This window comes from Microcystis sp. 0824, assembly GCF_003112475.1.
GTDB lineage: Bacteria > Cyanobacteriota > Cyanobacteriia > Cyanobacteriales > Microcystaceae > Microcystis > Microcystis aeruginosa_C.
The window spans coordinates 69591-82873 of the sequence record NZ_BDSM01000008.1 but is presented as its reverse complement, the minus strand read 5'-3'; the positions used below and the strand labels follow the sequence as shown (position 1 = coordinate 82873).

Annotated in this window: 12 protein-coding genes and 1 pseudogene; 4 read left to right on the top strand and 9 right to left on the bottom strand. The window is 43.6% G+C overall.

Translation table 11 applies throughout. From position 1 onward, the window contains the following. Nucleotides 1–1280 (top strand): bluetail domain-containing putative surface protein (locus tag N0824_RS03850; protein WP_108935781.1); only part of this gene is annotated, 1280 nt, incomplete at its 5' end. A 65-nt stretch (nt 1281–1345) separates the two neighbouring features. Next, nucleotides 1346–1684 carry a XisI protein gene (locus N0824_RS03845; RefSeq protein ID WP_108935780.1) on the top strand — a complete coding sequence of 113 codons (339 nt, stop codon included), beginning with the start codon at nt 1346–1348 and terminating at the stop codon, nt 1682–1684. Nucleotides 1685–1784: 100 nt separating this feature from the next. Here N0824_RS03845 and N0824_RS03840 read toward each other — a convergent pair whose 3' ends face one another. The 7 genes from N0824_RS03840 to N0824_RS03810 form a co-directional block, all read right to left on the bottom strand. Beyond that, a complete protein-coding gene (locus N0824_RS03840; RefSeq protein WP_108935779.1) occupies nt 1785–2627 on the bottom strand; it encodes a BsaWI family type II restriction enzyme in 843 nt (280 codons plus the stop codon). A 12-nt stretch (nt 2628–2639) separates the two neighbouring features. Continuing rightward, a complete protein-coding gene (gene dcm / locus N0824_RS03835; protein WP_108935778.1) occupies nt 2640–3656 on the bottom strand; it encodes a DNA (cytosine-5-)-methyltransferase in 1017 nt (338 codons plus the stop codon). 277 nt (nt 3657–3933) lie between these two features. After that, a complete protein-coding gene (gene ald, locus N0824_RS03830) occupies nt 3934–5019 on the bottom strand; it encodes an alanine dehydrogenase (RefSeq protein ID WP_108935777.1) in 1086 nt (361 codons plus the stop codon). Between the two features lie 83 nt (nt 5020–5102). After that, nucleotides 5103–5405, bottom strand: coding sequence for a DUF3181 family protein (locus N0824_RS03825; protein ID WP_004162977.1), 303 nt, complete (start codon nt 5403–5405; stop codon nt 5103–5105). Next, complete coding sequence (locus N0824_RS03820; protein WP_002761850.1) at nt 5398–5652, bottom strand: hypothetical protein; 255 nt, start codon at nt 5650–5652, stop codon at nt 5398–5400. Before N0824_RS03820 ends, N0824_RS03825 begins: the two co-directional genes overlap by 8 nt. Before the next feature lie 109 nt (nt 5653–5761). After that, nucleotides 5762–7630, bottom strand: coding sequence for a sodium:proton antiporter (locus N0824_RS03815; protein ID WP_108935776.1), 1869 nt, complete (start codon nt 7628–7630; stop codon nt 5762–5764). A gap of 122 nt (nt 7631–7752) precedes the next feature. Next, nucleotides 7753–8967, bottom strand: a complete 1215-nt coding sequence (locus N0824_RS03810; RefSeq protein ID WP_108935775.1) for an RNA-guided endonuclease TnpB family protein — start codon at nt 8965–8967, stop codon at nt 7753–7755. 168 nt (nt 8968–9135) lie between these two features. On the opposite strand from N0824_RS03810, the pseudogene N0824_RS03805 reads away from it, so the two are divergent. Then, a pseudogene (locus tag N0824_RS03805) lies at nt 9136–9342 on the top strand (transposase); the annotation flags it as partial. Between the two features lie 122 nt (nt 9343–9464). Here N0824_RS03805 and N0824_RS03800 read toward each other — a convergent pair. Then, nucleotides 9465–10205: a proprotein convertase P-domain-containing protein gene (locus tag N0824_RS03800; protein WP_108935774.1), complete on the bottom strand. Its 741-nt coding sequence runs from the start codon at nt 10203–10205 to the stop codon at nt 9465–9467. Nucleotides 10206–10647: 442 nt separating this feature from the next. On the opposite strand from N0824_RS03800, the gene N0824_RS03795 reads away from it, so the two are divergent. Continuing rightward, nucleotides 10648–11025 carry a hypothetical protein gene (locus N0824_RS03795; RefSeq protein WP_043999324.1) on the top strand — a complete coding sequence of 126 codons (378 nt, stop codon included), beginning with the start codon at nt 10648–10650 and terminating at the stop codon, nt 11023–11025. Nucleotides 11026–11138: 113 nt separating this feature from the next. Here N0824_RS03795 and pta read toward each other — a convergent pair whose 3' ends face one another. Continuing rightward, a complete protein-coding gene (gene pta / locus N0824_RS03790) occupies nt 11139–13235 on the bottom strand; it encodes a phosphate acetyltransferase (RefSeq protein WP_108935773.1) in 2097 nt (698 codons plus the stop codon). Between the last annotated feature and the right edge of the window lie 48 nt (nt 13236–13283).

The following is a 13283-nucleotide window of genomic DNA, read 5'->3' as shown; positions in this document are numbered from 1 at the left end:
CCACGGATTTTGTTGGGGGAGTATTACCCAGTGGAGTAGTAAGTTTTGCCGCCGGGGAAACCAGTAAAGTGATTACTGTTAACGTTCAGGGAGATACAACGGTAGAACCGGACGAAAACTTTACCGTCACCCTCTCCAATGCCACCAACGGCGCTACTATTACCACCGCTACTGCTATTGGCACTATCCAAAATGATGATGCAGCAGTTCCCACCCTCGCTATTGCCGCCACCAATGCCAATCAAACCGAGGGCAACAGTGGCAGTAAAGCCTTTACTTTCACCGTCACTCGTGCGGTTAATACCACGGGAACCAATAACGTCAACTGGGCAGTTACCGGCAGCGGAACCAATCCTGCCAATGCCACGGATTTTGTTGGGGGAGTATTACCCAGTGGAGTAGTAAGTTTTGCCGCCGGGGAAACCAGTAAAGTGATTACTGTTAACGTTCAGGGAGATACAACGGTAGAACTGAACGAAAACTTTACCGTTACCCTCTCCAATGCCACCAACGGCGCTACTATCACCACTGCTACTGCCACGGGAACCATCAATAATGATGACTTTATCGGTACTTCTGGTCCTGACACCCTTGTGGGTACTTCTGGAGCAGATGCCATGACTGGATTAGCCGGAAACGATACTTATACGGTAAATGATGCCGGCGATTTGGTGATTGAAGCTCTCAACCAGGGAACCGATATCGTGCAAGCTTCCCTTTCCTATACCCTTCCCGACAACGTGGAAAATCTCCTCCTCACCGGTACTGGTAATCTTAATGGCACGGGTAATGGCTTAAATAACCAGATTACAGGGAATAGTGGCAATAATACCCTCAATGGTGCTGCTGGAATCGATACTTTAACTGGTGGGGTGGGGACAGACATCTTCATCTTCCAGTTTAGTCAGTCCACCTCGGCAGCCCTAGACCGAGTTACGGATTTTGCTATTGGTACTGATAAGATTGACCTGCTTAGTCAAGCTGGTGCGGCAATTAATGCCCCGGTCGCTTTTACCCGGGCAACAGATAGCACCACGACCAATATTAACACCATTGTTACTAATGTCTTTACCGATGCTAATGGGGCAACAGCCGGAAATCAAGCTCTCGGAACTAACAGTGCTGTTTTAGTGCGGGACAATAGTTCTTCTACTTACCTAATTATCAACGACGGTACGGCGGGTTTCCAAAGTGCTAATGATTTGGTGATTAATCTGACTGGGTTAACGGGTACTTTACCGGCGCTCGGCACTATTGCGGTCAATAGTTTCTTTGTCTAAATTGATGGGGGGATTAATTCTCCCCTTTTAATTGTCTTTGATGATGAAAGTGAGGTAATCGTGCAATGGATACCCGATTAAAATATCAAGGTATTATTAAGAGTGTTCTCCAGAATCATGCTAACTATCGTGCTACCTTACCTGATGGCTACACTTCTCAGGTTATATTTGATGATGAACGAGGACATTATCTAGTTTTAGATTTCGGTTGGAGTGGTAATAAGTATCTCCATGCAACGCCAATTCACCTTAGCTTGGTTGTCGATAAAGTCTGGATTCAATGTGATGAAACGGAGGAAGGTATAGCTACTGATTTGATGGAGGCAGGTATTCCCAAAGAAGATATAGTCCTGGGTTTTCGTTATCCTAAAGTACGCAAATATACGGGATTTGCTGTGGCTTAGTGACCAAAAATGTTGAATCTATACATCAAACTTTATACACAAGCTGACGAGAACATGATAGTCATTAAATTCCATACTTTCTAGGGCTAATTCTGTCCAATTATGGCTTAAAAAAGTCTCTAACAAAATCTACTAATTCTGATAAGGGACTAATAAAATCTTGGGATTTTTGTCTGTTTAAATCCGTCTCTTTTTCATCATCTAATTTTTTGGCCAAAAATGCTTTATCAAAAAATTTTAACATTCCTCGTTGTTGAGGATTGTTAATTTCGTTGTAAAAATTAACTGTAACAAAACAGATAAGAGGAATTTCTGGAACATTATAGTTAATGCCGTATTTTTCCTTAATTTTAGAGCCATGATCATTAGCTATTTCTAACAAAAGTTTCCATTTATAGGTTTGCGATGCTCTTTCTCGCAAAGAAGTTTTTAACGATAAAATTATACATTTAGGATAGGGTATTTCTTGATTATTACCATCACTTATATTTGCGGAAGTATGGTAAGAATAAATGATCAAATCACAATCTGGTTTTTGTTGTTCTCCATCACCCAATTTAATAGTGGATACATTTTCAAATCCTCGAACAGCAGATTTTTTATTAGTTATATAAATATGTTGATCGATATTCTTGATCTCCTTATTTTTGAGAAAAATATAGATAACCGCATAGGGAAATATGTTTCCTACCACAGCTTTGGCAGTTTGTTTTTCATCTTTAATCAATCCCCGAAGCTTTCTTTGTTTAATAATTTTTTCTACTTCATCTTTTGAGCCTTGAATAACTTCATAGAGATAATTGAAAGCATTTTGATATATCTCTACATCTTGAATTGCTAAAATAGCGTCTATTTTCGAGATCACCGGTTGCATATAATAAGCATTCTTAATTGTCTCGATTAATTCATTTTCCTGAACATTAAAGCTATAGATATCACTCATAAATCTTTAGGACTAAAAAACTAGGGCAAGTTCTAATTGTTTGATAATTGGATTTTTGCGAGATGAATCAAGCAAATTTTTCTGATCTAAAATAGGATTATTCAGACTTAGCAATATCTCCCTTCCTATTGCCTCTACTACAGGAGGTACAACCGCATTACCAAACTGTTTATAAGCTTGATTATCAGATACAGGAATAATGAATTTTTCAGGAAATCCCATCAATCTTGCACATTCTCTTGGTGTTAGACGACGGGGATTTTTTCCCTGTTGAGGGATCAAAATTTCGGAACCATCTTTATAATATCTAGCACTCAAAGTTCTGGCAATCCCCTCTAAATTAACTAATCCATAACCAAAACCATTCCCTTTTTCTTTATGTTTATCAGCATACTTCTGTAAGTAATCCCAGAGATGATCTGTTAAAGTATATTTACTATCAACTTCCCCTTCAAGAATATCTTTAATTTTAGGATGAATATCTGGTATTTCTGGAAACATAAATCGGCTAGGTTTCTCAAAGCCAACAATAAAAATTCTTTTTCTGTTCTGGGGAACAAGAGAACGAGCATCTATGACCTGATAATAAATATGATAATTTAAATCCTCTGATAGGGTATTTTTAATCACTTCAAATGTTTTACCCTTGTCATGACTCTGTAAATTTTTGACATTTTCTAAAATGAATGCTTTCGGTCTTTTTTCTCGAATAATTCTGACAACCTCGAAAAAAAGTGTTCCTTGAGTGGGATGATCAAATCCATGGCGAGTACCTAACGCATTGTGTTTAGTTACTCCAGCTATGCTAAAAGGCTGACAGGGAAACCCAGCCGTCAATATATCATGATCTGGTATTGTTAAAGCGGGAATTAAAGTAATATCTCCTTCGGGACTATCGTTAAAATTAGCTTCGTAGGTTTTTCGAGAAAATTTATTCCACTCCGATGAAAAAACACACTGACAACCCAGATTTTCAAAAGCTATTCTAAAGCCTCCAATACCGGCAAATAAATCGATAAATTTGACCATTTTACCTTAATATTTTCCTAGGGATCATATTCCCTGATTATAACCAACAAGATAGCTAAAGTACAAGTGAATTAACCACCTTAATCCTGTTTTAATTGTTAAGATATAGCGTTTCCTAAGCTAGTGAGGTACAACTGTTTTTCTTCCCCTTTGCCTTTTGCCTCTTGCATGAGTGCCTAAAACCCATAACTTTTGTACCTCAGCAGACTGAAAAACGCTATAGATACGACTGATTTTCCTAGCAGCCCAAAATAATTCAGTCGCACCTTTTTGACATTCAAATCAAATCGGGAAAAACTTCGCGCACTGCTGGATGAATTAACCGATGATTGGCGACATTTAACCCCTTAGCGAGGGAAACATCTTGATCCAAGGCTTTTACCCCATGGTCGGCTAATTTAATAACGTAGGGTAGGGTACTATTATTTAAAGCTTGGGTTGCCGTCCAGGGTACTGCTCCAGGCATATTAGGCACTCCATAATGTACTACTCCCGACTCCAAGTAAGTCGGTTGACTGTGGGAAGTGGCCCGCAGAGTTTCCACGCAGCCCCCTTGGTCCACTGCCACATCGACAATTACAGAACCAGGGTTCATTTTGGCGACTAAAGAGCGAGAAATCAGCGTCGGCGCTCGTTTTCCTAAGACTAGCACTGCCCCAATCAATAAATCGGCCTTAGGAACCACATTTTCTAATTGTGCCGAGCTACTATAAAGCAATTCTACCCTGGAACCGAATAAAGTCTCTAAATAGGCCAAGCGCTCGACGTTAATATCTAAAATAGTTACTTTTGCCCCCATACCGATGGCAATTCTGGCCGCTTCCGTACCCACCACACCACCGCCAAGGATAACCACTTGTCCAGGACTCACCCCGGGGAAACCCCCCAGTAAAACTCCCCTACCCCCCTGTTGTTTTTCCAGATAGCGGGCCCCAAATTGTACCGAAAGACGACCGGCAATAACACTCATGGGAGTTAAGAGAGGCAAACGACCATCGGCAAGCTCGACCGTTTCATAAGCGATCGCAGTTGTTCCCGACTCGATTAATGCTTCCGTTAAATAGCGCTCGGCCGCTAGGTGTAAATAGGTGAATAGGAGAGCTTCCTTGTTTAAAAAGCCGTATTCTGCCTTAAGCGGCTCTTTTACCTTGACAACTAGCGGTTTATCCCAAACTTGTGCCGCTTTTTCCACAATTTTGGCCCCGGCTTTTTGGTAATCTTCATCGCTGAATCCGGCACCCAATCCGGCGGCCGTTTCCACAAATACCCTGTGACCGCGATCATTGAGTACACGCACACTACTAGGACTTAAACCGACGCGAAACTCTTGATCTTTAATCTCTTTGGGAACACCTATTTCCATAGTTTGCTTCTGGGGGACTATTTCTAACTACTTTAGCCTGTTAGTCCTAGTCTGCCAGTTATCAGGCATACTATTGGGGAATTTTAGAAACTTTTTTGGTATTCTTCCAGCAAATCGATTAAATCTATCTGACATTTGCTGGGTAACAAATCTGCTAGAGAAACTTGCAGATGACCACCTCCGAGGGTGACTTTTATCTCACGCAGGATAGACATGACTGCATTCTCGCTTAAGCTGTCGTTTTCGAGCAAAGGGAAGACTTTTTCGGCAACGACGCTGTGTAAATGGGCCTCCCGGAGATAGAGATGCCATTTAGCCACGTCAATGTAGATATTGTCGCCGATTTGGGCCGCCAGATTTTCGATGTCCTGAGTTGTGTTAGCCATGGGATGTTACCGAGTAGTTAGCGATCGCCGCTATATAAATCAAATGTCCCACCAATAGAATAGCCCAAATTCCCGTGAACAGATTTAACCAAGTCCAATCGGAGAATTTAATGATATGAAAGAACCACAACCCTGAATTAATCGCTAAAAAACCAGCCACATGAACGGCAAAATTCATGCGATCATCTAAACGTCGGAAAGCGGGATCGTTTTTGCGGTCGGGTTGACGGGGCCAACGGGGAGGCATAAGCAGTGATCAGTTATCAATTATCAGTTATCAGTGTACCGTTTTTTTTGGCTAAGTTTAAGTTGCCAGAGTGCCTATCCTAACCAAGAAGTTAATTTTGTCCTATTACTTATCTACTGGTGGCAATTTCCACTTCGGGTAAGATTTCCAAAGATAAACGGGTTTTGACAGTACCAGAAAGACGTTTAAGCAGTTGTGGGCGTAAATCGCGCAGAATATAGATTAATTCGTCTCCGGTGCGCCATTCTTCCCCTTCTGTTACTACCTGTAGGGAATTATCACGACGCAATAGTAGGGGCAGCAGTTCGCCATTTTCGATTAATTTAGTTAATCTGGTCTGTTGTTCGCTCAAATCATCGGCCTTAAAGATAGTTTTACCCAATTTAATCTGATTATCGTCTAAATACTGATTCCATTCCTTGACCGAAAAACTAGGGAGAAAAACCTGATTAACCTTATTTTTATCCGGGTTAGGGGTTCCCGCAAAGGCAGCCAACACCCGGGGGGGATGAAACTCCTCGCCGGCTCTTTGGGCTAAAACCAGATTAACCTCGCTATTATTAGTCAAAACCAGAAAAGTCCCCATGGATTCGATGCCGGCTTCTTGCAGTATTTTTGTATCAAGTGCGCTACTCTGCAGCACCGTCAAACCCTCTTCTTTTGCTTGCTGACAGGCTGCGGCATCCGTATCGATTAAAACCACGGTTTCCCCTTGTTCTTGGAATAAACAACCGATTAAGCGACCTAGGGGGTTACAACCGACGATTACTGCTCCTGTTGCCGCAGAAGAAGTGATTTTTAGCCCTTTTGCCACCCACCGCGCCGTTAATCCCTGAATAAAAACCGTCATTAAAATTGTTAAAAAGACTAAAGCTTTGATCGCTTCACCGCCATTAATACCGGCACGGGTGAGTAAAATGGCAAATAAAGAAGCTACGGAGGCAGAAACGATTCCCCTAGGGGCAACCCAAGCGATAAATAACTTATGTCGCCAATTTAGGTCACTTTTTAGGGTACACAGAGCCACACTCAGGGGACGTACCACCAGCATCAAGACTAACACAGTCAGGACGCTGCCCCAACCCAAAGCGATGACACTGGCGATCGAAAGATCCGCCGCTAGTAAAATAAACAGTACCGACACGCAAAGAGTGGTTAATTGACCCTTAAAACGCCTTAATAACCGCTCATCGGGAACTGCCGCCGCTTTTAGCACAATTCCCGCCATTACCACCGCCATTAACCCCGATTCACTGCGGCTAAATTGCGATAAACCAAATAATCCCCAGACTCCCGCTAAAACCACGAGATTCTTTAGCTCAAAAGTCAAAAAATTGCAAGTTTTTATAATAAAACTTAACAATCCCCCGCCGACAATGCCGATCGCTGCCCCGATGCCTAAACGCAGGGTTAAACCGGTGATAATTGCCATGGGGCGGGAATGACTATCAATAATCGTATTTAGCACCACTACGGCTAAAATTGCGCCCACCGGGTCGATTAATACCCCTTCTCCTTCCAAAAGCGTCGCCACCCGCCGATCTACGGCTACTTGCTTCAGCAAAGGCCCGATCACTGTCGGACCAGTTACCACCACTAAAGAAGCGTAAAGAAATGCGATCGGCCAGGGAAATTCCCCCAACCAGTGGGCTGCCATACCGCCACCGATGAGAGTGATGGAAGTACCGAGGGTGACAAGGTTGCGTAAACTGCCAGAAACTCGCCCTAATTCCCGTCCGCTTAGGCTTAAACCGCCTTCAAATAGGATAATCGCCACAGAGAGGGCAACAAGGACTTCTAAGCCAATTCCCAGACTTTGGGGGTGTAGAATTTCCCAACCATCGGACCCTAAAGCAATCCCAAAAATAAGCAGGAAGACAATACTGGGAACTTTCAGGTATTCGGCAATGACTTGGGCTGTAATCCCCGCCACCACAGTGATGACAATTTGCAGGGTAAGGGCGAAAGATGGCTCCATGTTTAGCGATCGGTTATCGGCTATCGAGGCGGGGTTATGGTTGGGGTTTAATCATTCTAATTTTGACTCTCCCCCGCTAACCGCTCGCGCGGTGTAGCGGGAGATTCTCGGTTCATAGGTTTTTAACTAGATCGACCGAGTTTAACCCAGTCGATCCCCGTCAAATCGCCTCCGCGAGCGTTTTCTAACACGGTCAGTCCGACCGCGTTTTTTCCTCGGTTCTCAATTACCTTCGCTGATGCCGTATCTCTCGGTTCAATGTGGCCGCAAGAATCACACCGGTGAACTCTTTCCGATAACGCTTTTTTACCAGTAATTGCGCCACAATTCGGACACTCTTGCGAGGTTCCGTTTTTATCAACCTTAAGATAATATTTTCCCCGTTTCCAAGCGACAAACGGTAATATCTCGTTAATAAAACTACCGATACCTGAATCCAGAGATTGTTTTCTAACGATCCCTCTAGACCAGGAAACGAAGTTAATATCTTCAACAAAGATATTATCAGCGAGATCGCAAAGGTAATGAGCTAACTTAAAATGCCAATCTCTACGAGTATTAGACACTTTTTCGTGTAATCTCGCTATCTTATCTTGGAGTTTCAACCAATTGCTAGAGCCTTTAGTTTTCCGTTTCAAGCGTCTTTGTAGCAATTTAAGCTTACTCTGTACTTTCAACAAAAATCGAGGGGCTTTGATTAAATCTCCCCGTGAAGTAGCAACAAAACTCTCAATCCCCGCGTCAATTCCTAAACAGGTTTTTCCCACTGTCATATCGGGAACTAATTCCGTAGATTGGAAGGAAACCGAAACGTAAAATCCCGACGCTTTTTGGATAATTCGAGCTTGTTTAGGCTCGAACCCAGACGGGTATTCTCTAGATTGCCTGATTCTAATTTTTCCCAATTGTGGAAAATTTAAGTATTCGTCACCTAGAAAGCTTTTTGAGAGCGCAGGAAAAACAAAACTCCGCATCTTTTTCTTAAATCTAGGAAAGCCGAAGCCTTTCGATTTCATCTGGTTAAACGCCTTATCTAAAGTTTTTAAGACTTGCTGTAAAACTTGAGCGTTAACCGTCTTTAATATCGGGTAAACTTTTTTAGCTTCCGTTAGATTTTTAGCTTGAACGAAGTAATTAGGATAGGGTTCATCCGCAGGAATTATGTACTCGGAAACTAGCGAACAGTGATCCGCAAGACACTTTCGAGAGTTTAACCAATCTTTCCGTTCTGAAAGAGCGTAATTATAAACGCTTTTGCAAACATCAAGAATGTGGATTATCTCCTGTTCCTGTTGTCTGTTTACCTTTAGTTTGTACTGGTAGGTAAGCGTTATCACTGTCTTTCGTGAGCGTGATGTATAGTTAAATTATAACACTTACTGCCTAGGATATCAACTATAGCGGTTCTCACACCTGTGTGGCACAGTTTAACCTTGGCTAATTAAGCTTTTCACCATCGATAATGTATCTCTTGCGAACAGGAAACGCTATAATTACAATCATGGACCAAACTAATCGCTAACCTTAAAACAGTTAGTAGTCGCTTAATTAGACAAGAATTTCCGTATTTGGCGGCCGAGTATTTCGACAACAAACCCTATTTTTGGACGGGAGCTTATTTCGTGGCTAGTTGTGGCGACGTTACTGTCGAACAACTAAAAAAATACGTCGAGAACCAAAACTCCCCGAAAGTGGAAACGCTACCGCGTTAGTTTTATTCTGGTCGCGATTCATCTCGCTCCATTGAGATAGTTTTGATTCCCGCTTCGGCCCGGTCGGGAGGAAATAAGCATATTCCAGAAAACGGGTTTCTCAAAGAAACCCGTTTTCTATGCTAATCTTTCCCATTCAAATGGCGCTCAAGTGCCGCTCTCGCTCCCAGTAAGCCTAAAGCCAGCAAACCTAAGCTAGAACTTGGCTCAGGAATGGGGGTACCTTGCAAATTTAGCGTCCAAGAAGTGAAAGAGCCAGTAGTACCAGCGACAGTATCGGCAATGGTCAGCTGCCAGTCGCCGCTGGACTCTTGTCCGCCTAGGGAAGCGAGCATGGGAACCTTGGTGCTACTGTTCCCACCAGTGGCGAAGTAGTTGCCGCTGGCGACGTCAAAAAGATTACCCCCAGAAGCCGCTGCGGTCCAGATGTCGCCGGTAAAGGCATCGTTAAAGCTGTAGTTGCCGTTGAAGTTGCTGTTATCGCCAGTCGCAGTAGTAGGGGGAACAATGCGCCCAACCCGGTTGAATAGGGCTACTGTCGTGTTGGTTGGGACGTAGGTGAGGGCGGCACGCACCTGGCCTAGAAAGTTGTGCTGCAGTCCCGTGAGGGTGACAGTGACATCGGTGATCAAAACGTTGGAACTGGTGGGAACGGTAATAGTGCTACTAAAACCAGTGGTGTTGTCATCAGGGATATTACCGCCACTTCCGGTAAAGGTAAAGGTGGCGGCGCTGGCGGGGAGGGTGGCCACCATGGTGATCGCGCTAACTGTGCTGGCGAAGACAACACCGACACCAGACAGGGATTTGAGGATAGTTGTAGTGTTCATTGACAATTTTGTAGAAATTTTACCAAAAAGCATATCACACCACCCCTATTTTGTCAATTATTGCTTCTTATCGATTTTATAGGGTTTTATCTATGTTTTTCATCTCCAGAAAACGGTTTTCTTTGAGAAACCCGTTTTCTAAAAATGGTCTATCCTGAAAATACCCCTTTAGATGAGATAACCCACATTCCGCACCCTAGTCGTTGAAATCAAAAGTTGCTCTAGCCCTTGTATATTAAGACTTTTAGCGATTACTAAGAATTATGAAGTGTCACACTCTAGTCAACGAACGCCAGCTTAATGAGAGTTTATCTCAATAATTTGGTATCAGAGCTATCAGATTTTTAGGGCTAATTGTGAATCTGCTGGGCTAACAAATTAGCCTGTAATTCAGAGCCGGCAATCGTTTTGACGATTTAGATAAAATTTTCAATGTGACACTTTAGGGTGCGGAATGTGGGAGATAAGAGCGGATATGGCAGTTGAAGTCACCCTCAAATTGCCGGAACACTTACTGGAATATGCCAAGCGGTTGGGAGCCTCAACACAGCAAGAAATTGCAACTGTCTTAGCCGAATCCTTGCAATGGCTCTGGCTGACAGTTGGCGAATTTTCTCCCCCTTCCCAGTTATCGGATGCCGAAGTCTTGGCACTGGCAAATTCTCGGATGGATGAGGTACAGAACCAGCGATTGGGCGAGTTACAGACGAAAGGGAAAAATACAGCCTTGACAGAAGCAGAACGCTACGAACTCTTAGCCTTACTGCATATCTATCAACTGGGACAGTTAGGCAAGTCAGAAGCCTTGGCAGAAGCGGTACGCCGAGGCTTGCGGGAGCCACTGGTGGCATGAGTGCCATTCCCCCAGAGGTTCGCCAGCGAGTGAGAGAAAGAGCGGGCGATCGCTGTGAATATTGTTTGAGCCGTCAAGAGTACATCATGGGACTGATCTGAAATGACGATAACTCAAAAAGATTGGGATTGAATTGCTGTGATTACCACCGTATTGATAATATCGGGAACGGTACAACCGCGACTGAGATCATTGACGGGTTTTTTTAATCCCTGTAGGATTGGACCAATCGCTAAAGCTTTCGTTTCCCTCTGCACGGCTTTATAAGTATTATTCCCTGTATTCAGGTCAGGAAAAATAAACACCGTTGCTTGGCCCGCTACCTCTGACCCCGGCATTTTTTGGGCGGCTACTTCCCTATCTACCGCCGCATCGTACTGAATCGGGCCTTCTAGCTTCAAATCGGAGCGTTTTTCCCTAGCGATTTTGGTCGCTTGTCGTACTTTTTCCACGTCTTCTCCCTGGCCCGATTGACCCGAAGAATAGGAAAGCAGGGCGATTCGCGGTTCAATTCCGAATTTTTGGGCAGTTTCAGCAGAAGATAGGGCGATTTCGGCTAATTCCTCAGCCCTAGGGTCGGGATTGACCGCACAATCCCCATAGACCAAGACTCGATCCTCTAGACACATAAAAAAGACCGAGGAGACGATCGCACAATCGGGCTTAGTTTTGATAATCTGGAGTGCAGGCCGAATCGTGTGTTGAGTGGTATGCACCGCCCCCGATACCATACCATCGGCATCGCCTTGATACACCATTAAAGTGCCAAAATAGGAGACATCCTGTGCATAATCCCGGGCCAGATCCAGATTCATTCCCTTGGCTTTTCTCGCTTCGTAGAGGGTCTGCACATAGCTTTCAAAATGGGGACTAGCCACGGGGTTAATAATTTGCAGGCGATCGAGATCGAGAGTGATACCATGTTTTTTAATCACCATTGCAATCTCGTCTGGTTGTCCCAAGAGGGTTAAATCGACGATATCCTGTTCGACTAAAACTGTGGCCGCCTGGAGGATGCGCGGTTCGGTTCCTTCGGCCAAAACGATGTGACGTTTTTGCGCTTTGGCCTGTTGTACGAGATTATAGGTGAACATCTTCGGGGTAATCCCCTGGGTCCGCAAAGTGCGAATTTGCGCTTCTAGGCGATCGAGATTGATGTTACTGTGAAAAAGCTGCAGACTGAGGTTAATTTTATCGTAGTCCGTCGAGGTTAGGGTGGTCCGCACATTGTGGATGCGTTCGGCCGTGGTATAGGTATCGGTGGTGACGGAGAGAATCGGTAAGGGATCCGGCAAACCTTCAATTAAACGGGCGATCGAAGGATTGAGGTTATCACCTGCTGTTAAGACTATACCGGCTAATTGGGGATAATTGGCCGATTGATGGGCTTGTAACATCCCGATAATCACATCGCCGCGATCCCAAGGGGTGATAATTAAACTATCTTCTTTTAACCGCTCTAGGGCATTTTGCATCTGCATAGCCACCACCAGAAAGTTACTAGCTAAACTATCTAATCTCTGCTGTCCGTAGAGAACTTTTGCCTGTAATTGTTGGGCGATTTCTGCCACTCGCGGGCTGCTAAGTTTGGCATTGTGGGGAATCACTCCTAGGGCATATTCTTGGGGGTGAAAAATTTTAGTTAGGCTTTTCCGTAATTCCTCTATTTTTTCCTCTTCAGCTTGATTGATAATAATTCCGATCACCGTACAACCTTTATCTTGGTAGGTGTCGCAGGAAATCAGGATCGGACTAAGGGCATCTTCGATACTGCGCTGGTGAGCATTACCTAATATTAAGATGGGATGACCGAGATTTTTGGCGATTTCTGTATTTAGTTCAAATTCAAAGGCGGAATTTTCTTGCAGATAATCGGAACCTTCACAGAGGATAAAATCATATTTTTTTTCTAAGTTTTTAAACTTTTTGATAATTCTTTCAATGATTTCATCAAATTTTTGTTGTACCAATAAATCCTTAACTTCTTCGTAACATAAACCGAAGGCTTCTTCGTAGGTTTGTTCTAATTTAAAATAATTGAGGATTAAGTCAATGTCTTCGTCCCGATGACCTTCGGAACAGTCGAGAACAATTGGCTGGAAAAAAGCAACTTTATTAGTTTTGCGGAGAATTAAGTCAATAATTCCTAAAGCTACTAACGCTTTACCGCTTCCCGTTGCCGTCGTGCTGATATATAAAGAGTTAGTCATGGGTATATGAAGAATAATAACGAATAACGAGGGTGGTTTTTATCCCCC

What these genes read in the sequence shown, in the direction of transcription:
- ald (WP_108935777.1), bottom strand. Translation starts at nt 5,019, where the DNA reads ATGGAAATAGGTGTTCCCAAAGAGATTAAAGATCAAGAGTTTCGCGTC.
- dcm (WP_108935778.1), bottom strand. Translation starts at nt 3,656, where the DNA reads ATGGTCAAATTTATCGATTTATTTGCCGGTATTGGAGGCTTTAGAATA.
- N0824_RS03845 (WP_108935780.1), top strand. Translation starts at nt 1,346, where the DNA reads ATGGATACCCGATTAAAATATCAAGGTATTATTAAGAGTGTTCTCCAG.
- N0824_RS03820 (WP_002761850.1), bottom strand. Translation starts at nt 5,652, where the DNA reads ATGCCTCCCCGTTGGCCCCGTCAACCCGACCGCAAAAACGATCCCGCT.
- N0824_RS03815 (WP_108935776.1), bottom strand. Translation starts at nt 7,630, where the DNA reads ATGGAGCCATCTTTCGCCCTTACCCTGCAAATTGTCATCACTGTGGTG.
- pta (WP_108935773.1), bottom strand. Translation starts at nt 13,235, where the DNA reads ATGACTAACTCTTTATATATCAGCACGACGGCAACGGGAAGCGGTAAA.
- N0824_RS03840 (WP_108935779.1), bottom strand. Translation starts at nt 2,627, where the DNA reads ATGAGTGATATCTATAGCTTTAATGTTCAGGAAAATGAATTAATCGAG.
- N0824_RS03825 (WP_004162977.1), bottom strand. Translation starts at nt 5,405, where the DNA reads ATGGCTAACACAACTCAGGACATCGAAAATCTGGCGGCCCAAATCGGC.
- N0824_RS03800 (WP_108935774.1), bottom strand. Translation starts at nt 10,205, where the DNA reads ATGCTTTTTGGTAAAATTTCTACAAAATTGTCAATGAACACTACAACT.
- N0824_RS03795 (WP_043999324.1), top strand. Translation starts at nt 10,648, where the DNA reads ATGGCAGTTGAAGTCACCCTCAAATTGCCGGAACACTTACTGGAATAT.